A 17460-nucleotide genomic window follows, 5' to 3' on the forward strand; every position below is an offset into this window, starting at 1 on the left:
TCACTTGATCCCGCTGAAGCCGATGGAGTTGACGATCCGCCTCGCGAAGACGACGAAGAGCAGGATCATCGGCAGCGCGGCCACCAGGGTCGCGGCCATCAGCCCCGCCCAGTCCGGCCCCGTCTGCGGCGTCTGCGCGTTGAAGTTCCCCAGCGCCACGGTGAGCACCCGCGAGTCGTCGGTGTAGGACACCATCAACGGCCAGAAGTAGTCGTTCCACGACCCGATGTACGTGAGGATCGAGATCGTCGCGATCGGCCCCACCGACATCGGGATGATGATCGAGAAGAACACCCGGACCTTGCTGGCGCCGTCGATCAGCGCGGCCTCCTCCACCTCGGTGGAGACGTTCATGAAGAACTGCCGCAGGAAGAAGATCGCGAACGGTGTCATGAACAGCCCCGGCAGCATGATGCCGAGCAGCGTGTCGATCAGCCCGAGCTCCCGGACCAGCACGAAGTTCGGCAGCAGCGTGAAGATCACCGGCACCATCAGCGACAGCAGGAAGACGGCGAACACGGCGTTGCGCCACCGCCAGCGCAGCCGCGAGAACGCGTATGCGGCCATCGCGGAGAAGAACACCTGGCACGCCGTGACGACCGTGGCCACCACCACGGAGTTGCGCAGGTAGAGCCAGAAGTCGATGGAGGCCCCGGAGCCGCCCTGGGCGATGGCCTCCTCCGTGGACTGCAGCCCGAAGACGCGCTCGAACCCGCCCCAGCTGAAGTCGACCGGCAGCAGGGACGTCGAGTTGGCGTAGAGGGCCCCGTTGCTGGACAGCGCCGTGCGCAGCATCCAGTAGAAGGGGAACAGCGTGACGAGCAGGACGAGGATCATCACCGCCCAGGCCAGCACGCGGCCGGGGGTGACCCGTCGTCGACGACGCGGGGGCGCCGCGCGGTGCGCGTCAGGGGCGGGGGCGGTCGTGGGTGCGGCAGGTGCCGTCGTGGTCTCGATCATGGTCGCCTCCTCCTAGTTCAGGTCCGTCTGGCCGGCCCGCGTCATGCGGTACTGGAAGAAGGTGACGACCACCAGGATCAGCAGCATGGCCACGCTCAGCGCCGACGCGTAGCCGAAGTCGAACTGCCCGAACGCCTTGTCGTAGATGTAGAGCTGCAGCACGCGGCTGGCGTCCACGGGGCCGCCGTTCGTGGTGACCGCGACGGTGTCGAACACCTGGAACGAGCCGATCACCGAGATGATCAGCACGAGGCCGAGGATGGGGCGCAGCAGCGGCAGCGTGATGCCGAAGAACGTGCGCACCTCCGACGCGCCGTCGACCCGCGCCGCCTCGTACGTGGTGGGCGGGATGGCCTGCAGGCCCGCGAAGATCAGCAGCGCCGTGTAGCCCATGTGCCGCCAGACGTTGACCATCGCGATGGTGGGGATGGCCCAGGCCTCGGAGGTGAAGAACCCGATCCGTTCCAGGCCGACCCACTCCAGCACCTGGTTCCCGATCCCCAGCTGGAAGTCGAGGATCCACAGGAACACCAGGGCCGCGACCACGTTCGAGACGAGGTACGGGGCGAGCACCAGCGAGCGCAGCAGCGTCGACCGGCTGAGCCGCTGCATCAGCACCGCGATCACCAGGGCCACGACGGTCTGCAGGCCGATGTTGATCACGACGTAGAGCAGCGTGACCCGGACGGCGTTCCAGAACACCGGGTCGGCCACCATCGCGCGGTAGTTGTCGAGGCCCACGAACTGCGCCGGGCTGAGCAGGTCCCAGGACGTGAAGCTCAGCCAGATGCCGCGGACCAGCGGCCAGAAGTAGAAGACGACCAGCCCGATGCTGGCCGGCAGGATGAAGAGCAGGGCGAGCCGGGTGTCGTCCCGGCGGCCCGACCGTCGTCCACGGACGGTCGGTACGGGTGGAGCGGTCGGTGCAGCCATCAGGTTCCTCCTTGCGTCGTTGCAAGCAGTGCTCGGACAGTGCGGCGCGGTGCGGCCCGGCGTCGTGGACGACGCCGGGCCGCGTGCGCGGGCGGTGGTGCTCAGTCGTGCGCGGGCCGGCTCCCGAAGTCCGGGATCGGCAGCCGCTCGCCGCCGGCCAGCGCCGAGGCGTGCGCCACGATGCCGGGCGCGGTGAACTTCGCGGAGAGCCAGGCGTCCACGGGCGCGTGCTCGCCCGTGACCACGGCGCGCACGAAGTCGTCGGCGAGGAAGTGGTGGGAGCCCTCGTGCCCGTTCGGCGCGTCGGCGTAGGTGGCGGGCAGCCGCGTCCGGTCGTGGACCGGCGCCGAGCCGGAGGTGAACGCCTCGCGCAGCGCCGGGTCGACGTCGGCGAGGTCGGCGTCGTCGCCCCCGCCCCGGACCGGGACGAAGTCGGCGGAGACGTCCGTGGACGTCTCCTTGTCGTTCCACACGCTCTGGTGGGCGAGCTGCTCGAAGCTGGCCTCGGTGCCGAAGAAGCGGAACCGCGACTCGCGGATGTGCGAGGGGTAGCCCACCCGGCGCATCTCGTTGGTGCGCATCGCGCCGCCGTCGGCCAGCTCGAACAGCGCCGTCGCGTTCGAGAAGCTGTTCCCGAACTGGCTGACCTCCCGGTCGAAGACGCCGTCGCCGCGCCGGTCCTCCACGCCGAGGCAGCTCACGCTCACCGCCCGGGTCGGCAGCGCGCCGAGCACGCCCCCGATCGCGTGCGTCGGGTAGAGCATGGGCGGGTAGCTCGCCGTGGCCTTCCAGTTCTCCCCGCCGCTGTACTGGTACGCGGCGTAGAAGCCGAGGTCCATGTCGTGCACGTAGTCGCCCTCGGCGTAGAAGACCTGGCCGAGCGCGCCCTCACGGACCTTCTCGCGGACGAAGACGGTGGCCGGGTTGTAGTAGCTCGTCTCGCCCATCATGTAGGTGAGCCCGGTGCGCCGGACGGCGGCGATGATCTCCTCGATGTCGGTGAGCTCGGTGGCCATCGGCACCGCCGAGTACACGTGCTTGCCGGCCTCCAGCGCCGCCAGCACCAGCGGCGCGTGGGTCCACCGCTGGGTGAAGATCGCGACGGCGTCGACGTCCGAGTCGAGCATCTCCTCGAAGCTGTCGACGACGGTGGCCCGGTCGTAACGGTCCGCCAGCGCCTTGGCACGCTCCGGGACGAGGTCGGTGATCGTGAGCCGGTCGACGTTCGGGTGCAGGTCCCAGAGCGTCGCGAAGCTGCGCGAGAACTGGCCTGCGCCGACGATGCCGACGCTGATCGAGCCGGCGTCCTCGGCGAGCGGGGCGGTCGGGTCGAGGGGAAGTGCGGACAACGGTGCCTCCTGCGGGTGTGTCGGATCAGGCCGGGTCGGTGCGGTGCGGCGGCGGGTCGACGAGCATCCACTGGCACGCGACGACCGCCGCGCCGCGCGCCCACTCGTCGAAACCGGAGGAGAACGCCACCACGGTGGGCCGGGTGGCGTGGGGGTCGAGGTGGTCGGCGAGCGCGGCGTCGAGCGCCGGACGCCCGTGGGCGAGCATGCCGAGGCCGTCGCCGGCGAGGATCACGGCGGGCAGGCCGAGCGTGTTCGCGAGCTGGGCGATCAGCACGCCCAGGGCGTGGCCGGCGTCGGCGAACACGCGCAGCGCGACCGCGTCGCCGTCGGCCGCCAGCGCGAGGGCGGCGTCCAGGTCCAGGTCGGCCCGCCCGCGTGGCACCCCGATGCCCTGGGTGATGGCCGCCGTGGTGAGGAACGCCGACGCGCAGCCGCGGTGCCCGCGCTCGCACGCCGGGCCGGAGTCCGCGACCCGCATGTGCCCGATCCGGCCGACCCGGCCCGACGGGCCGGCGAGCACCCGGTCCTCGATGACGATGCCCAGCCCGACGCCGACGCCGACCGTCAGCACCGCGAGGTCGCTCATGCCGCGGCCGGGACCGGACCACTGCACCCCGGCGGTCAGCGCGCGGGCGTCCTCGCTGAGGACGGTGGGGATGCCGGTCGCCTGCTCCAGCACCCGTGCCAGGGGGACCTGGTCCCAGCCGAGGAACGGGTTGGCGCGCACGGTGTCGTCGAAGCGGGACATCCGCCCGGCCAGGCCGACGCCGAGCGCCTGGATCTCGCCTGCGCCCCGTAGTTCATTCACCAGTTCAAGGATCTGCGCGACGACGGTCGACTCCTCGACGTCGGGCAGGCGCCGGTGTCCGGCGGCCTCCACCTGTCCGGCGGCGTCCGTCCGGACCGCGTAGACCTCGTCGGCGGTGACCTTGACCCCGATGAACCGGTGCAGGGCCGCCTGCAGCACGAGCGGGGCGCCGGGACGGCCCCGGCTCTCGGCCGACTGGGCCACATCTTCCCTGATCAGGCCGGAGGTGACCAGGGGCTGGGTGGTCTTGGTGATGCTCGCCGGCGAGCGCTCCAGGCGCCGGGCGAGCTCCGCCCGGGACAGCGGCCCCGCGAGCAGCAGCGTGCGGACCACCGCTCGGGCGGAGGGCCCGAGCGAACCGAGGCGGGGAACGTCTGCGCGTCGTTGCACCCCGACACTCTGATCCCCTTTCCTTCAGCATGTCAACGAAAGACGCGAAACTCGTCGGGCCGTCGGCGCGGCGCGACCACCTTTCGACCAGGACCGAAACTCTCGTGGCCCCGGAAGCGGCGCCCCAGGCTGGGGACACGTCGCCGGCACCGGGTCCGACGACGCCCCGACCTCACGAAGGAGCCACCATGGCCGCCGTCGTCCCCGCCGACACCCTCCGCCTCCCCGGCTCGCGCACGCTGCGCTTCGAGGGCCACCACCACGGCTCCGGCGTGTCGTTCTTCCTCGTCACGAACGACCCCGGCCAGGGCCCGGACCTGCACCGTCACCCCTACACGGAGACCTGGTCGGTGCTGGAGGGCGAGGCGACGATCCGCGTCGGCGCCGAGACCGTCGTCGCCCGTGCCGGGGACACCGCGGTCGTCGGGCCCGACGTCTGGCACGGGTTCACCAACACCGGCACCGGCGTGCTGCGCATGATGTGCATCCACGCCTCCGCCACGATGATCCAGGAGAACAAGAGCGAGGAGCACCGCTGATGTCGTTCCAGGCCTACCTCGACACCGTCGAGACGAAGACCGGGCTCACGCCCCGCCAGATCGTCGCCGCCGCCGCGGAGCAGGGCTTCGGCCCCGAGAGCAGGACCACGCCCGTCGTCGCGTGGCTCAAGGAGACGTACGAGATCGGCCACGGGCACGCCCAGGCGGTGGCGCACGTGATCGTCAAGGGCGACCGGATCAGCACCAAGCACGTCGGCACGACCGGCACGCACCGTGACTCCAGCGACCGGCTGTGGCTCGATGGCAAGGACTCCCGGCCCGCGGACTGGTGAGAGGCGGGCCGGGCGCAGGTCAGCCGCCGGGCTCCAGGAGACGTTCCGTGGCGACGCACGACACGAGGCACCGTTCCTTGCGGTCGCCGAGCAGCCGCGCGGTCCAGGTGGTGAGGCCGCCGTCGCCGAGCTCGGCCGCGTCGTCGGTGGTGAGGCGCAGGGCGACGCCCTCGTAGTACGACCGGCCGCGCTCCCGGGCCTGGTCCACCACCACGGGCACGACGTCGTCCCGGACCGCGGGCAGCACCGTGTCCGCGACGCGCTCGGCCACCCCGCCGTCGTCCCACACCGTCAGCGCGACCCGCGGGTGCCGGTGCGGGACCGTGGCGCCCAGCAGCCGCTGCCACGCGCGCACGTGGGTGACGAGCAGGCCCGCCTCGGTCCGCCCGGAGCCCGTCGCGCGGGCGCTCGACACCAGCACGAGGAGGCGGAAGTGCGCGCCCGCGCCCGGGCCGAACACCTGGGCCCGCAGCTGGCGCTGGACCGCGGCGACGTGCACGGGCTCGTCGCGAGGGCGGGACGAACGGCGGTCCGCCGCCTCGACGGCGAGCACGTTGCTGGAGTCGCTCACCACCTCGGTGAGCCGCGTCGTCGTGACGACGCGCTGCTGGCTCACCCCGCCGAGCGCCGCGGCCGTGGCGAGCGGCGCGACGGGCGCGGGCTCGACGGCGGCGAACTCTTCCGGCAGCTCCGCCCACAGGCGCGCCTCCAGCGGCCAGAGGCGCCGCGGGTCGACGTCCGTCGGCCGCACCATGCGGTCACGACGCCACTGCGCGAGGACGTCGGCGGGCCGCGTCGCGGCGGCGCGCGCGGCCGCGACGTCGAGCAGCAGGGTGCGCAGGTCGGCCCCGGGCAGGCCGGTCTCGAGCAGCGGCCTCGCCTCGTGGGGCAGCCGCCGCCACACCCGGTCGGCGGGGCGGGACCCGTCGGTGGTCATCGGGTCAGTCGCCCGGCCACTCCCCCGTCCAGCGCTCGAACGCCCGGGCGCCGCCACGGTCGATGGCCGCCTTCACGACGGCGAAGATCGCGCCCTGCAGCAGCGACGCGAGCAGGATCTCCCGCATCCGGTACTCGGACTGCAGGGGCGTGGGCGCGTCGTCCGGGTGCCCGGGCGCGACCCGCTTGTAGACCTGCTTGAAGACCTGCCCCGCCACGATGCCGCCGACGATCGAGCTGACGATCCCCACCGGCCGGTACAGGATCTTCGCGGCCTTGCCGCCCGACTTCTCGGTCCGGTCCACGTCGTTGTCCTCGCTCATCCCCCGACGCTAGGCCGGGCCCGGGCGTCCCGCACGGGGCACCGCGCCCGCGCGGTGGTTACAGTGCCAGGGTCGCCCGCCGGCACCCGCAGCGAACACCCCCGAAGGAGGACGCATGATCCGCACCGTGCGCCCCCTGCTGACGGGCCGTCGCGGGCGCCTGGCCGGGGTGCTGCTCGTGCTCGCGGTCGTCGTGGGCGTCGTCCTCATGCACGCCATGAGCGGCTCCGCGACCCGGCACGCCGAGCACCACGCCCCCGTCGCCGTCGTGGCCCAGGCGCAGAGCGACCCGGGCACGACGTCGCACGCCGACGCCCCGGTCGTCCACGACGCCGGCACCCCCTCCGGCTGTGGCGCCGACGGCTGCGGCGGCCACGAGATGGTCACGGCGATGTGCCTCATGATCCTCGCGGTGCTGCTCTCGCTCGCCGGGCCGGGGGCACGCGCCCTGCTGCGGGCCGAGGGCCCGCGCGTCGTGGCGTGGCTCCCGCTCCCGGTCGCCGCCCGCCCGGCGGCCGGTCCCCGCCTGCACACCCTCGGGATCTCTCGGACGTAGGACCGCCCGGGCCCGCCCCCGTCCGGGGGCGCCGGCCCGCCGCGGATCCCACCGAGAACCTCGAGAAAGGCCCCATCCTCATGACGCACCGATTCCTGACGCGCGCCCGCGTGCCCGCGCTCGTCCTCGCCGTCGGCCTCGCGCTCGCCGCGTGCGCCGCGGACGACGCCGGCCACGACATGGACGGCACGACCGGCACGGGCGGCTCCTCGCCGTCGTCCGACGCACCGTCGGGCACCGCGACCGACGCCACGTTCAACGCCGCCGACGTGATGTTCGCGCAGATGATGCTCCCCCACCACGAGCAGGCGATCGAGATGTCGGACGCCCTGCTCGCCAAGGACGGCGTCAGCCCCGAGCTCGTCGACCTGGCGGAGCAGGTCAAGGCCGCCCAGGGGCCCGAGATCGACACCCTCACCGGCTGGCTGGACGACTGGGGCGCCGACGCCGGGGCCGGAGCCGACGCGGGCCACGGCGATCACGGCGATCACGGCATGGCCGGCATGATGTCGGCCGAGGACCTACAGGCCCTCGAGGACGCGACCGGGACGGATGCCGAGCGGTTGTTCCTCGAGCAGATGGTCGCGCACCACGAGGGCGCGGTCGAGATGGCGCAGGCCGAGGTGTCCGCCGGCGAGCACGCCGGCGCCGTCGAGATGGCGCGGTCCGTCGTCGACTCCCAGACGGCCGAGATCCAGCAGATGCGGGACCTCCTGGCGTCCCGGTGACGCTCCGGTGACCCGGGTCCCCGCGGCCCGGGTCGCCGCCGCCATACCACCTCGTGATCGTTTCGTGACATTCCACCCGCCGGTGCGGTACGTTCCTCCGGGCCGGTGGTTCAGGCAGCAGGAGAGGTCGCATGACAACGCACGTTCACAGGAGCACCGCGCACCGCGGCGCATCCGCTCTGCCCGACGCCTCGGCGCTGGCCGCCCGATGACGCAGACGCAGCCCGCACCGGCCCCCACCCGCACCTACCCGAGCCGACGCGACCCCGGCCGCGGCGGGCGCAGCCGTCCCGCCACCGCCGTGCGGCACGTCCCGGAGCCCGTCCACGAGCCCGTCCACCAGGCCGACGCGGCGCCGGCCGCACCCGCGGCTCCCGTGCACGTCCACGCTCCGACGCCGGCCGCACCCGCGGCTCCCGTGCACGTCCACGCTCCGGCGCCTGCGGCGCCCGCCGTCGTGCACGTGCACGTGTTCGACCCCGTCCGCCCGGACGCCCGGCACGAGACGCCCCGCAGCCAGAAGCCCCGCTCCGAGACCGCCCGCCCCGAGACGACCCGCTCCGAGACGACCCGCTCCGAGCGCCGTCCGGTGCGCAAGTCGGCACGCAAGCGCGTCCCCGGCCGCCTGGCGGGACTGGGCGTCGGGCTGACCGTCGCCGTCGCCACCACCACGACGCTCACCGCCATCGCGCCCCAGGCCGCGGCACCGGAGCCCGACGACCAGCCGACGACCGGCTCGCTCGAGTCGATCACGGCCGCGGCCGCCGCCGCCGTCGACGACCGCGCCGGCGGTGCCTCGCGCAGCGGCGCCCGGGCGGGGGTCGCGCAGGCCTCGGCCGTGAAGCAGACCGCGGGCGGCGCGACCGTCACGGTGTCGAACAAGGCGAAGATGTCGGTCGAGACGCTCGACCGGGGCGAGATCGAGGCCGCGCCGCCGGTGCTCCCCGGGTGCGAGGGGTTCGCCTCCGGGAGCGGGTCCAACGGGCAGATCCCGTCGAGCGAGCTGTGCACGCTGTGGGACGGGCGCACGCAGGTCCGCGCCGACGCGGCCGTGAAGCTCGCCGAGCTCAACGAGGCGTACAAGGCCGCGTGGGGCGAGTCGATGTGCATCACCGACGGCTTCCGCAGCTACGCGCAGCAGGTCGCGACCAAGGCCGCCAAGGGGTACCTCGCGGCCGTGCCCGGCACGTCGAACCACGGCTGGGGCCTCGCCGTCGACATCTGCCCCGACACGTACTCCGGTTCCCGGTGGGCCTGGCTCGCCGCGAACGCCCCGGCCTACGGCTGGGACAACCCCGACTGGGCCCGGCCCGGCGGCTCCAAGTACGAGCCGTGGCACTGGGAGTACACCGCGGGCGTCACGCAGATGGGCGGCTACTGACCGGTCCCGGCCTCCGCACCTGAGCCCGGGCCCGCGAGCCGGCGCACCGCGTCGAGCACGTCCACCCCGTCCGGCGGTTCGGTGTCGAGGGCGCGGTGGATGGTCATGCCCTCCACGAACGCGTCGAGCACGCGGCAGGTCGCCGGGTCGAAGTGCCGGCCGAGGGCCGCGCGGCTGCGGCGCATCCAGTCGTTCGTCAGGTCGCGGAACGCGGGGTCGCGCGCGGCGAGCGTGTAGAGCTCGTGGGACAGCACGAGGTCGCGCTGGGTGGCGAAGACGTCGAGCGTGATGAGCCGGACGACGGCGCGCAGCGCGGCGTCACGGTCCGGCGCCTCGGCCATGCGCCGGTCGAACTGCGCGGACGCCTGACGGGTGAAGCGTCCGAACGCCTCCCGCAGCAGCTCGTCCCGCCCGGCGAAGTGGTAGGTCATGGAGCCCAGCGGCACGTCCGCGGCCGCGGCGACGCGGCGCTGCGAGGTGCCCGCGACGCCGTGGGCGGCGACGACGTCGAGGCAGGCGTCGATGATGCGGTCGCGGCGCTCGGGGTCGTAGCGGCGCGGTCGGGTGCCGTCGGTCATGACCCCATGATGGCGTCCGCGGGCCGCGCGGCGGCCGTCACGGCCCGGGCCGGGCGACGACCGGAGAGGACTCCCGCGGCGAGCACGACGACCACGCCGGCGAGCGGCAGCACCAGGAGACCGGTGCGCAGGCTCGTGGCGTCGGCGACCAGCCCGACGACCGGGGGCGAGAGCAGGAACCCGAGGCGCATCAGCCACGACACGACGGTGAGCCCGGTGCCGGCCCGCAGGCCCGGCAGCTCGTCGGCCTCGTGCATCGCGGCGGGCACGAGCGTCGCGACGCCGAAGCCGGCGCAGGCGAACCCGGCGATCGTCCCCGGGACCGACGGGAACGCCAGCGCGAGGCCGGTGCCCACCGCGACGAGCAGGCCGCCCGCACGCGCCACCGCCCGCTGGCCGAACCGGTCCACGAACCGGTCGCCGAGCATCCGCCCGACGAACTGCGCCCCGGTGAGCGCGATGTAGCCGGTCGCCGCCACGGCCGCGGCCGCGCCCAGGCTGCCCGACAGGTACACGGCGGCCCAGGAGTTCCCGGCGTCCTCCACGAGGGTGCCCGCGAACGCGACCAGCACCAGGGCCGCGAGCACCAGCACCGTGCGGCCCCGCGACCGCGAGGCGGCGCCGGCGTCTGCGGCGGGTGCGGGGTCGCCGTCCTGCACGGCGCCGTCGAGCCCGGGCAGGCAGAACCGCAGCGCGACGAGCGCGACGGCGGAGAACAGGACGGCCGACACCCCCAGGTGGACGCCGCGCGGCACGTCGAGCGCGATCGCCACGGCGGCCATCGAGCCGCCGAGCACGGCGCCGATCGACCACACCGCGTGGAACGAGTTGAGGATCGAGCGCCCGTACCGGCGCTGCACCCGCAGGCCGTGCGCGTTCTGGGCCACGTCGGTGCAGGCGTCCATCGCGCCGCCGAGGAAGAGGGCCGCGACGAGCAGCCCGAGGCCGGGCGCGACGCCGGCCGCGAGCACCCCCAGGCTCGTGAGGACGGTGCCGGCCACGGCCACGCGCGCGGACCCGAACCGCCGGACCAGGAGCCCGGCGGCCAAGCCCGCGGCGATGGCGCCCGCGGGGAACGCGGCGACGGCGAGGCCGTAGGTCGCGTTGCTGATCTGCAGGTCGGCCTTGATCTCCGGGTAGCGCGGGATGAGGTTGGCGAACAGCGCCCCGTTGGTGAGGAACAGCGCCGCGACGGCGGCGCGGGCACGGCGGTCGGCGAGGGCGGGGCCGAGGTCGGGACGGGGCATGCGTACGATCGTACATAGAGATCGGCCGATTGCCTACCGAGTGGTAGTCATTTGTCGAGGACTCGGCTAGCCTCCTGGGCAAGCCGCGTGGGAGCGTTCCCACAGGCGGACCGACCGATGACGACGGACCAGCGGGACCCGAGGAGCGACGACGCGTGGAGAGCATCACCAAGAACCGGCAGTCGACGGCGACGCTGCGGGCGATGATCGAGCGGGCCTACGGGCCGCAGCAGGTGCCGGACGGCGAGGACTTCGCGACCGAGCTGTCCTACGGGTTCTTCAACGCCCTGTACCGGCTCCGGCTGCGCGACGGGCAGCAGGTCGTGCTCAAGATCGCGCCGCCGGCGGACGTGGCCCTGATGGCCCGCGAGCACGGGATGATGCGCAACGAGCTCGCCGCCATGGAGCTGGTCCGCGAGCGCTCGGACGTGCCCGTCCCGCGGCTCGACTTCGTCGACCTGACGGGCGGGCTGATCGAGGCCGACTGGTTCGTCATGGAGTACGTCGACGCCCCGTGCTTCGGCATCGCCGCCGAGGCGGGCGAGCTCACCCCCGAGGAGGTCGAGGTCGGGTTCGAGGCCCTCGGCGCCGCGAACCGGCGGCTCACCGAGATCGTCGGCCCGCACTTCGGCCCGCTCCAGGGTCCCGGGTTCGCCACCTGGCGCGACGCCGCGACCGCGTGGTTCGAGGACGTCCTCGCCGACGGCGAGCGGGCCGCCGTCGACCTGGGCTGGAAGTACGACGACGTCCGGGAGGCCTGGGCCGCGCACGCCGACGTGCTCGATGAGGTCACCGAGCCCCGGTTCGTCGAGGTGGACCTGTGGGCCAAGAACTCGATGCTCCGCGACGGCCGCGTCGTCGCCGTCATCGACCACGAGCGGGCGATGTACGGCGACCCGCTCATGGAGGCCGGGCTCACCGGCCTGGACCTGACCGTCTTCCCCGACCCCGCGCCGTTCCTGCGCGGCTTCGGGCTGGGAGAGCTCACGGCCTCCCAGCGCTCGCGCCGGCGCCTGTACACGCTCTGGCTCGCCGTGACGATGCTCGTCGAGACCACCTACCGCGGACAGACGGCCGAGCAGTACCGGTGGGCGTGCGAGCAGCTCGACGTCGCGATGCGCCTGCTCGGCCGCACGAGGTGACGGTGGCACGGAGGACGGCGCCCGACACCACGGCGCAGGCCGACCGGCTCGGCTCCCGCCCGGTCGGGCGGCTGCTGTGGCACACCTGCTCCCAGACCACCCTGTCCGTCGGGGTGTACGGCATCTACGCCCTGACCAACGCCTGGTTCGTCGCGCGCGGCGTCGGGCCGACGGCGATGGCGGGCGTCAACCTCGTCGCGCCGGTGCTGCTCGGCCTGGGCGCCGTGTCCACCACGGTCGGCGTGGGCGGGGCGTCGCTGGTGTCCCGCAGCCTCGGCACCGGCGACCCGGCGCGAGCGGCCCGCGCGGCCGGGAACGCGTTCGTCGTGTTCTGGGCGGCCGCCGTCGTCACCACCGTGGCCGGGCTCGTGTTCCTCGGGCCGCTCCTGACGGCGCTCGGCGCCACCGGCGCGACGCTCGGGTACGCCCGCGACTACGCCGTGGTCATCCTGGCGGGCGCGCTGGTGTCCACCGGCTTCTCGGCGCTCGTGCGCGCCGAGGGCCGGATGCTCTTCTCCACGATGCTCTGGCTCGTGCCGGTCCTGGTGCAGATCACGCTCGACCCGATCCTCATCTTCGGTCTCGACCTGGGCGTGCGCGGCGCGGCGCTCGGCACCGTCGGCGGGCAGGCCGTGTCGGCCGCCATGAGCATCTGGTTCTTCTTCGTGCAGCGCCGCCGGCCCTACCGCATCGGCTGGGCCGACCTGCGGCCGCGCGCGCGGACGGTCGGCGCCCTGATCGGGATCGGCGCGCCGTCGTTCCTCGCGGGGCTCGGCACCACCGTGCTCGCCGTGCTCGTCAACCTGTCCCTCGCGCGCGACGACGCCGCGGGCGCCGGAGCCGCGGCCGGCGGGGCCGTCGCCCTCGCGGCCTACGCCATCTGCGCCCGCGTCCAGACGTTCGTCACCATGCCCCAGACCGGCATCAGCCAGGGCCTCCAGCCGATCGTCGGGTACAACGCCGGGGCGCGGCTCGACGAGCGCGTGGCCCGCGCCCGGACCCTCGCGCTGCGCGCCACCGTCGCGTACGGGATCGGGGCCGCGACCGTGGTCGCGCTGCTCGCGGAGCCGCTCGTGCGCCTCTTCGTCGACGAGCCGGACGTCGTGCGGACCGCCACCGACGCGCTGCGCATCATCGCGGTCGGCGTCGCCCTGGCCGGCGTGACGCCCCTGGTCTCGGCGTACTTCCAGGCCCTGGGCCGGGCGCGGCCGTCCTACGTGCTCTCCGTCGGCACGCTGCTCGTGCTCAAGGTGCCGCTGGTGCTCGCCCTCGGGCCGCAGGGACCGACGGGCACCTGGGTCGCCCTCGCCGCCGGCGAGGTCCTCTCGGCCGCCTGCGCCTTCGTGGTGCTGCACCGTGCCGGCCGGGCCGAGCCCGCACCCGGGCGTACAGTCGGCCGGGACCGTCCCGGCCAGCGACGACGTCGACGACGATGGAGGAACCGATGACCTTCACGCACCCCCAGGGCACGCGCGGGGCGCGGCAGCCGCGCGGCCCGCTCCTCGCGTGGATCAACCGGCGGATGGCGCACCGGATCCGGCGGAGGAGCGGCCGGACCGGGGCGGGGGACACGATCGTGCTGACCACGCTCGGCCGCAGGAGCGGCGAGGAGCGGCCGGTGCCGGTCGCGTCGTTCCCGGTCGGCGACGGGTCCTGGTACGTCGTCGCCTCCGCCGCCGGCGCGGCGAAGAACCCGGCCTGGTACCTGAACCTGGCGGCCGCGCCCGACCGCGCGACCGTCGAGACGGGCGGCGAGAAGATCCCCGTCTCCGCCACCGAGCTGCACGGCGACGAGCGGGCCGAGGTGTGGCGGACCATCACCGCCACCGCGCCCGGGTTCGCGCGGTACGGGGAGCGGACGGACCGCGAGCTCCCGGTCATCCGCCTGACGCGGCGCTGACCGTCGTGCCTGCCGCCGAGGGGCCCGGCCCGCCGGCACGCGGCAGTCGACCGTGGTTGCGCCGCACGGGACGCGCGGTCACGGCCGTCGTGGTCGGCGCGCTCCTCGCGCTGGGCTGGTACCAGGTCTCCGTGCAGCCGGGCGCGGCGATGCTGCGGGCGCTGTTCGACTCCGGTCCCGGCGTCACGGCACCGCCGGACGTCGAGGCCGCGCGGGCGGCGGTCGCGGCCCCGCGGACCGTGCCGGTCCCGACCCCGGACGCCCCCGACGCGAGCGCCGTCGTGTACATGCCACGGTCCGAGGGGCCGCACCCCGTGGTGCTGTGGGTGCACGGCGGCGGCTACGTCTCGGGCTCCCCGGCCACCGTCGAGGACTTCTCCTTCCTGCTCGCGAGCCGCGGCTACACGGTCGTCAGCCTGGACTACACCCTGGCCCCGGAGGCCCGGTACCCCGTGCCGGTGCGGCAGGGCAACGCCGCGCTCGCCGTCGTCCAGGAGCGGATCGCGGAGCTCGGCGGCGACCCCGCGCGCATCGTCCTGGGCGGCGACTCCGCCGGTGCGCAGATCGCGAGCCAGCTCGCCGCCGTCCAGACGAACCCGCGGCTCGCGGACGACCTCGGCCTCACGCCGGGCGTCCCGGCGGACCGCCTGCGCGCCGTCGTCCTGTACTGCGGCGCGTACGACCTGGACACCCTGGCCGCGACCGGGTTCCCGGGCCTGCAGACGTTCCTCTGGGCGTACACCGGCCACCGCGACTGGGCGGACGCCCCGTTCGCCGACGAGCTCTCCACGACCGAGCAGGCGACGGCGGACTACCCGCCGACGTACCTCACCGTCGGCGACGCGGACCCGTTCGAGAGCCAGAGCCGGGAGCTGGCGGCGGCGCTCGAGGAGCGCGGCGTCCCCACCGAGACACTGTTCTGGGACGGCGACGACCTGCCCCACGAGTACCAGTTCCACTTCGACCGCCCGCAGGCCGCCCGGTCCTTCGACGCCACGCTCGACTTCCTCGAGGACCGGACCGGATGACGGCGCACGCGCCCCGCCCCGGGCGCGCCCGACGCGCCGTGGGCTGGACCGCCCTGGCCCTGCTGACGGCGGCGTCGGCCGTGGTCGCCTACGCCGTCCTCGTCCTGCTCGGGCGCTGATCGCCGCGACGCCGGGCGTCGCGGTGGTCGGCCTCCCGGACCGGCCCTAGGGTGGCGAGCGCGATCCAGCACCCGTCGGGAGAGGGCGAGGCACGGTGACCGGTGACGGCGGCGACGAGGCACCGCGGGCGGCCCCGCCGGCGCGACGGTGGCCCCGGCACCTGCACCTGGGCCGGTTCTCCCTGCGGCGCCGGTCGCTCGAGGCGGAGCCGGTGGTGGACGAGGCGTCCGAGCGGCTGCAGGAGTTCCTGGTGCTGCTCGGCGGCGCGCTGCTCACCGTCGGCACGGCCGCCACCGACATCCAGCACACGCTCAAGCGGGTGGCCGTCGCGCTCGGGTCGCCGCAGACCACGCTGTTCGTGTTCCCGACGCTGATCCTCATCCGGATGCCCGGCGACACGGAGACCCGGTTCGACGTCGCGGAGTCGGCCGGCGGCGAGGTCCGCTTCGACCGCGCCGCGCAGGTCTACGCCATCGTCGACGACGCCGTCGCGGGCCGGGTCGACGCGTCCGAGGGGGTCGAGCGGCTGCGGGAGGTCCGGGACGCGCACCCGCGGTTCCCGGTCTGGGTGCGCACGGCCGGCCACGGGCTGGCGGCGGCGGGCCTCGGGCTCGTGCTGCTCGGCGGCAACCCCCTCAGCCTGCTGTACGCGTTCGTGCTCGGCGTGCTGGTGGGCGCCGTCAAGCTGACCGTGCGGCCCGGCACGTACGCCGCGACCCTGCTGCCCGTCGTCACCGCGTTCGTGCTGGCGCTGCTCGTCTTCGGGCTCGCGGACACCGCCGTCGTGAGCGAGCCGCTGCAGGTGCTGGTACCCCCGCTGGTCACGCTGCTGCCGGGGGCCGCGCTGACCACCGGCGTGCAGGAGCTCGCCGCCGGCGACATGGTCGCCGGGGCCAGCCGGCTCGTGTCCGGGATGGCGCAGCTGCTGTTCCTCGCGTTCGGGATCCTCGCGGCCCTGGCGATCACCGCGGTGCCCAGCGCCGACGCGCTGGCCTCCTCCCCCACGACGCTCGGGGCGTTCCAGCCGTGGATCGGCGTGCTCCTCTTCTCGCTCGGCATCTTCCTGTACCACTGCGGGCCGCCCCGGTCGCTCTTCTTCCTCACGGTCGTCCTGCTGGTGGCGTACGGCGGTCAGGTCGTCGGAGCGACCGTCACCAGCGGCATCTACAGCGGCTTCCTCGGCGCCGCGGCACTGACGCTGTGCGCGTACCTCGTGCAGACCGTCCGGGGCGCCCCGCCCGCCGTCGTGTGCTTCCTGCCCGCGTTCTGGCTGCTCGTGCCGGGCGCGACCGGGCTGATCGGGCTCACCCAGACCGCCAGCGGCGACGCCGTCAGCTCCACGAACCTGCCGACCATCGCAGGGTCGATCGTCGCCATCGCGCTCGGCGTCCTCGTCGGCACCGCGCTGTACCGGCAGATCTACACGATGGCGCCCGCACGCTGGGGCCTGCGCCCGACCTGACGCGCCGGCGTCAGAGCAGCAGGAGGTTGAGGGCCGCGAGCGCCACGAGCACGGTGACGAGTCGCTCGAAGAGCTGCTGGTCCACGTGCCCGATGACGCGCCGGCCGATCCAGGTCCCGACCAGCACGACGGGCGCGAGGACGGCCCACAGCCCGACCGTGTCGGCGCCGACGATCCCGACGCCGACGGCGACCGGCAGCTTGATGACGTTCACCGTGAAGAAGAACCACGCCGTCGTGCCGAGGAACCGCCACTTCTCGTAGCGCGCGGCGAGCAGGTAGAGGCTCATCGGCGGACCGCCGGCGTTCGCGACCATCGTCGTGAAGCCGGCCAGGCCGCCGTACCCGAGCGTCGCGGCGCGCGTGTCCACGCGCAGCCGGTCTCGCCAGAGGTTCAGCACCAGCAGCGCCAGCAGGATGCCGCCGATCGTGCGGCGCATGACGTCGTCGCTGACGACGGTGAGGAAGGCCGCGCCGAGCGCCACGCCCGCGAGCACCGGTGCGAGCAGGCGCCCGATCACCCGGAAGTCCGCGTACCTGCGGTAGGCCCAGATGGCGACCAGGTCGCCCGTGATCAGGAGCAGCAGCACCGCGCCGGTCGACTCCTTGGCCGGGACGACGAGCGCCATCAGCGCCGCGGCGATCATCCCCAGCCCGCCCAGCGCCGTCTTGGAGAAGCCCACGAGCAGCGCGACGAGGACGACGACGGCCCACCCGGTCCACGGCAGTCCGGCGATCAGCGGGGCGGGTTCGAGCACCGGGGCAGCGTAGTGGCGGGCGGGCCG

20 protein-coding genes are annotated in these 17460 nt (G+C 74.3%); 11 read left to right on the forward strand and 9 right to left on the reverse strand.

The features are described 5' to 3' along the window. The 4 genes from ACFQ8Y_RS01900 to ACFQ8Y_RS01915 form a co-directional block, all read right to left on the reverse strand. On the reverse strand, positions 1-960 hold the full coding sequence (locus ACFQ8Y_RS01900; protein WP_430549349.1) for a carbohydrate ABC transporter permease: 960 nt from the start codon (positions 958-960) through the stop codon (positions 1-3). Between the two features lie 12 nt (positions 961-972). Then, positions 973-1893 (reverse strand): carbohydrate ABC transporter permease, encoded by a 921-nt coding sequence (locus tag ACFQ8Y_RS01905; protein WP_430549350.1) that lies wholly within the window; start codon positions 1891-1893, stop codon positions 973-975. Positions 1894-1994: 101 nt separating this feature from the next. After that, on the reverse strand, positions 1995-3242 hold the full coding sequence (locus ACFQ8Y_RS01910; protein ID WP_430584427.1) for a Gfo/Idh/MocA family protein: 1248 nt from the start codon (positions 3240-3242) through the stop codon (positions 1995-1997). Between the two features lie 25 nt (positions 3243-3267). Beyond that, positions 3268-4443: an ROK family protein gene (locus ACFQ8Y_RS01915; RefSeq protein ID WP_430562135.1), complete on the reverse strand. Its 1176-nt coding sequence runs from the start codon at positions 4441-4443 to the stop codon at positions 3268-3270. Positions 4444-4631: 188 nt separating this feature from the next. On the opposite strand from ACFQ8Y_RS01915, the gene ACFQ8Y_RS01920 reads away from it, so the two are divergent. Together ACFQ8Y_RS01920 and ACFQ8Y_RS01925 are read left to right on the forward strand one after the other, a co-directional pair. Further along, positions 4632-4982, forward strand: a complete 351-nt coding sequence (locus ACFQ8Y_RS01920; RefSeq protein ID WP_430562134.1) for a cupin domain-containing protein — start codon at positions 4632-4634, stop codon at positions 4980-4982. After that, positions 4982-5275, forward strand: coding sequence for a DUF4287 domain-containing protein (locus ACFQ8Y_RS01925; RefSeq protein ID WP_430584428.1), 294 nt, complete (start codon positions 4982-4984; stop codon positions 5273-5275). The genes ACFQ8Y_RS01920 and ACFQ8Y_RS01925 overlap by 1 nt, the downstream gene beginning before the upstream one ends. 19 nt (positions 5276-5294) lie before the next feature. Here ACFQ8Y_RS01925 and ACFQ8Y_RS01930 read toward each other — a convergent pair whose 3' ends face one another. After that, a complete protein-coding gene (locus tag ACFQ8Y_RS01930; RefSeq protein WP_430584429.1) occupies positions 5295-6212 on the reverse strand; it encodes a hypothetical protein in 918 nt (305 codons plus the stop codon). Positions 6213-6216: 4 nt separating this feature from the next. Further along, the gene (locus ACFQ8Y_RS01935; protein WP_430549356.1) at positions 6217-6534 is read right to left on the reverse strand and encodes a DUF4235 domain-containing protein; all 318 of its coding nucleotides are present in this window, start codon (positions 6532-6534) and stop codon (positions 6217-6219) included. A 115-nt stretch (positions 6535-6649) separates the two neighbouring features. Here ACFQ8Y_RS01935 and ACFQ8Y_RS01940 point away from each other — a divergent pair, with 115 nt between their 5' ends. From ACFQ8Y_RS01940 to ACFQ8Y_RS01950, 3 genes are all read left to right on the forward strand, one after another. Further along, the gene (locus ACFQ8Y_RS01940; RefSeq protein WP_430584430.1) at positions 6650-7090 is read left to right on the forward strand and encodes a hypothetical protein; all 441 of its coding nucleotides are present in this window, start codon (positions 6650-6652) and stop codon (positions 7088-7090) included. 80 nt (positions 7091-7170) lie between these two features. Next, positions 7171-7818, forward strand: a complete 648-nt coding sequence (locus ACFQ8Y_RS01945) for a DUF305 domain-containing protein (RefSeq protein ID WP_430584431.1) — start codon at positions 7171-7173, stop codon at positions 7816-7818. A 208-nt stretch (positions 7819-8026) separates the two neighbouring features. Beyond that, a complete protein-coding gene (locus ACFQ8Y_RS01950) occupies positions 8027-9199 on the forward strand; it encodes a D-alanyl-D-alanine carboxypeptidase family protein (protein WP_430584432.1) in 1173 nt (390 codons plus the stop codon). Here the strand turns inward: ACFQ8Y_RS01950 and ACFQ8Y_RS01955 are convergent. Both ACFQ8Y_RS01955 and ACFQ8Y_RS01960 read right to left on the reverse strand, forming a co-directional pair. Then, the gene (locus ACFQ8Y_RS01955; protein ID WP_430549360.1) at positions 9193-9777 is read right to left on the reverse strand and encodes a TetR/AcrR family transcriptional regulator; all 585 of its coding nucleotides are present in this window, start codon (positions 9775-9777) and stop codon (positions 9193-9195) included. The two genes, ACFQ8Y_RS01950 and ACFQ8Y_RS01955, sit on opposite strands and share 7 nt — an antisense overlap. Further along, entirely contained in the window at positions 9774-11024 is a 1251-nt protein-coding gene (locus tag ACFQ8Y_RS01960) for an MFS transporter (RefSeq protein WP_430584433.1), read from the reverse strand. Before ACFQ8Y_RS01960 ends, ACFQ8Y_RS01955 begins: the two co-directional genes overlap by 4 nt. 155 nt (positions 11025-11179) lie before the next feature. Between ACFQ8Y_RS01960 and ACFQ8Y_RS01965 the strand changes: the two genes are divergently transcribed. The 6 genes from ACFQ8Y_RS01965 to ACFQ8Y_RS01990 all read left to right on the forward strand — a co-directional run bounded on the left by ACFQ8Y_RS01965 (position 11180) and on the right by ACFQ8Y_RS01990 (position 16676). After that, the gene (locus tag ACFQ8Y_RS01965; protein WP_430584434.1) at positions 11180-12166 is read left to right on the forward strand and encodes a phosphotransferase family protein; all 987 of its coding nucleotides are present in this window, start codon (positions 11180-11182) and stop codon (positions 12164-12166) included. A gap of 2 nt (positions 12167-12168) precedes the next feature. After that, the gene (locus tag ACFQ8Y_RS01970; RefSeq protein WP_430584435.1) at positions 12169-13614 is read left to right on the forward strand and encodes an MATE family efflux transporter; all 1446 of its coding nucleotides are present in this window, start codon (positions 12169-12171) and stop codon (positions 13612-13614) included. Beyond that, entirely contained in the window at positions 13611-14066 is a 456-nt protein-coding gene (locus tag ACFQ8Y_RS01975; protein ID WP_430584436.1) for a nitroreductase/quinone reductase family protein, read from the forward strand. The genes ACFQ8Y_RS01970 and ACFQ8Y_RS01975 overlap by 4 nt, the downstream gene beginning before the upstream one ends. Before the next feature lie 56 nt (positions 14067-14122). Further along, positions 14123-15094, forward strand: a complete 972-nt coding sequence (locus ACFQ8Y_RS01980; RefSeq protein ID WP_430584437.1) for an alpha/beta hydrolase — start codon at positions 14123-14125, stop codon at positions 15092-15094. After that, on the forward strand, positions 15091-15213 hold the full coding sequence (locus tag ACFQ8Y_RS01985; RefSeq protein ID WP_430549366.1) for a hypothetical protein: 123 nt from the start codon (positions 15091-15093) through the stop codon (positions 15211-15213). Before ACFQ8Y_RS01980 ends, ACFQ8Y_RS01985 begins: the two co-directional genes overlap by 4 nt. Before the next feature lie 95 nt (positions 15214-15308). Continuing rightward, positions 15309-16676, forward strand: a complete 1368-nt coding sequence (locus tag ACFQ8Y_RS01990; protein ID WP_430562123.1) for a threonine/serine exporter ThrE family protein — start codon at positions 15309-15311, stop codon at positions 16674-16676. Between the two features lie 10 nt (positions 16677-16686). Here the strand turns inward: ACFQ8Y_RS01990 and ACFQ8Y_RS01995 are convergent, their stop codons facing one another. After that, entirely contained in the window at positions 16687-17433 is a 747-nt protein-coding gene (locus tag ACFQ8Y_RS01995; RefSeq protein ID WP_430549368.1) for a sulfite exporter TauE/SafE family protein, read from the reverse strand. Between the last annotated feature and the right edge of the window lie 27 nt (positions 17434-17460).

Source organism: Isoptericola sp. NPDC056605, from assembly GCF_042792795.1.
Taxonomy (GTDB): domain Bacteria; phylum Actinomycetota; class Actinomycetes; order Actinomycetales; family Cellulomonadaceae; genus Isoptericola.

Excerpts from the sequence above, each read along its gene's own strand:
- ACFQ8Y_RS01930 (WP_430584429.1), bottom strand. The coding sequence starts at position 6,212 with ATGACCACCGACGGGTCCCGCCCCGCCGACCGGGTGTGGCGGCGGCTG.
- ACFQ8Y_RS01950 (WP_430584432.1), top strand. The coding sequence starts at position 8,027 with ATGACGCAGACGCAGCCCGCACCGGCCCCCACCCGCACCTACCCGAGC.
- ACFQ8Y_RS01955 (WP_430549360.1), bottom strand. The coding sequence starts at position 9,777 with ATGACCGACGGCACCCGACCGCGCCGCTACGACCCCGAGCGCCGCGAC.
- ACFQ8Y_RS01975 (WP_430584436.1), top strand. The coding sequence starts at position 13,611 with ATGACCTTCACGCACCCCCAGGGCACGCGCGGGGCGCGGCAGCCGCGC.
- ACFQ8Y_RS01925 (WP_430584428.1), top strand. The coding sequence starts at position 4,982 with ATGTCGTTCCAGGCCTACCTCGACACCGTCGAGACGAAGACCGGGCTC.
- ACFQ8Y_RS01940 (WP_430584430.1), top strand. The coding sequence starts at position 6,650 with ATGATCCGCACCGTGCGCCCCCTGCTGACGGGCCGTCGCGGGCGCCTG.
- ACFQ8Y_RS01920 (WP_430562134.1), top strand. The coding sequence starts at position 4,632 with ATGGCCGCCGTCGTCCCCGCCGACACCCTCCGCCTCCCCGGCTCGCGC.
- ACFQ8Y_RS01985 (WP_430549366.1), top strand. The coding sequence starts at position 15,091 with ATGACGGCGCACGCGCCCCGCCCCGGGCGCGCCCGACGCGCCGTGGGC.
- ACFQ8Y_RS01900 (WP_430549349.1), bottom strand. The coding sequence starts at position 960 with ATGATCGAGACCACGACGGCACCTGCCGCACCCACGACCGCCCCCGCC.
- ACFQ8Y_RS01905 (WP_430549350.1), bottom strand. The coding sequence starts at position 1,893 with ATGGCTGCACCGACCGCTCCACCCGTACCGACCGTCCGTGGACGACGG.
- ACFQ8Y_RS01945 (WP_430584431.1), top strand. The coding sequence starts at position 7,171 with ATGACGCACCGATTCCTGACGCGCGCCCGCGTGCCCGCGCTCGTCCTC.
- ACFQ8Y_RS01960 (WP_430584433.1), bottom strand. The coding sequence starts at position 11,024 with ATGCCCCGTCCCGACCTCGGCCCCGCCCTCGCCGACCGCCGTGCCCGC.
- ACFQ8Y_RS01935 (WP_430549356.1), bottom strand. The coding sequence starts at position 6,534 with ATGAGCGAGGACAACGACGTGGACCGGACCGAGAAGTCGGGCGGCAAG.